Raw genomic sequence first — 1,199 nt, 5'->3', positions numbered from 1 at the left:
GGGTAATCCCCCCGAAAAACAGCGGTGATCAAAAGTAGAATTTTCCGTAAGCTACACGCAGGGAGATTCTGCATGAAGAAATCACGTTTTTCCGACAGCCAGATCCTGTCGATACTCAAGCAAGCCGAGAACGGTGTACCGGTTCCGGAGCTTTGCCGTGAGCACGGCATGAGCAGTGCCAGCTTTTACAAATGGCGTGCCAAGTTCGGCGGCATGGATGCATCGATGATGGCCCGCCTGAAAGAGCTGGAGGATGAAAACCGCCGGCTCAAGAAGATGTATGCCGAGGAGCGGCTGAAGGCTGACATCCTCAAGGAAGCCATCGAAAAAAAGTGGTGAAGCCGTCTCGTCGCCGTGAGATGGCGCAGAAAGCCGTTGATGAAAAGCGTGTCAGCATTCGTCTGGCTTGCTGGATGTTCAGCATCAGTGAGACCTGCTACCGCTATCAGCCCAAGCTCAGTAGCGAAAATGTCGAGATCGCGGATTGGCTGGTTCGGCTGACCCACAATCAGCGGAACTGGGGCTTTGGTCTGTGCTTTCTGCATCTGCGCAATGTGAAAGGCTTTACCTGGAACCACAAACGGGTCTATCGGATTTACCGAGAGCTGGAACTGAATTTGCGCATCAAGCCCAAGAAGCGTCTGGTTCGCGAAAAGCCGGAGCCCTTGGCCGTGCCGGAAATGATCAATGACAGTTGGTCGATGGATTTCATGCACGACCAGCTCAACGACGGACGCAGTTACCGGCTGCTGAATGTGATTGATGACTTTAACCGGGAAGGCCTGGGCATCGAAGTGGACTTCTCACTTTCGGCAGAGCGGGTTATCCGGTCGCTGGAGCAGATCATTGAATGGCGGGGCAAACCGCGCTCTATCCGCTGTGACAACGGCCCTGAGTACATCAGCGGCAAGCTGTCAGCCTGGGCCGAAAAACGAGAGATCAAGCTGGCGTTTATCCAGCCTGGCAAACCCCAGCAGAACGCCTACATCGAACGCTACAACCGAACGGTTCGTTATGATTGGCTGGCACAGTATCTGTTCGACAGCACCGAAGAAGTTCAGGATTATGCCACCCGCTGGCTCTGGCACTACAATCACGAACGACCCAATATGGGACTCGGAGGAATTACTCCTCAACAGAAGTTGGCCATGATGGCCTGAGGTCTACTTTTGAACCCCGCTAAAAATGGGGGGATTACC

At 53.8% G+C, this 1,199-nt stretch carries 1 protein-coding gene; it reads left to right on the top strand.

Annotated features, from left to right (window positions below; translation table 11 throughout):
* Positions 1 to 72: 72 nt before the first annotated feature.
* A protein-coding gene (locus A8B84_RS04535; protein ID WP_138103153.1) for an IS3 family transposase occupies positions 73 to 1,160 on the top strand; the annotation gives its coding sequence in 2 pieces (ribosomal slippage) (positions 73 to 325 and positions 325 to 1,160; 1,089 coding nt in all).
* Positions 1,161 to 1,199: the final 39 nt, after the last annotated feature.

Origin of the sequence: Marinobacter sp. EhC06 (genome assembly GCF_001650915.1) — a bacterium.
Taxonomy (GTDB): Bacteria; Pseudomonadota; Gammaproteobacteria; order Pseudomonadales; family Oleiphilaceae; genus Marinobacter.
The sequence above is the reverse complement of the archived record's forward strand: the minus strand, read 5'-3'. Positions and strand labels throughout refer to the sequence as shown.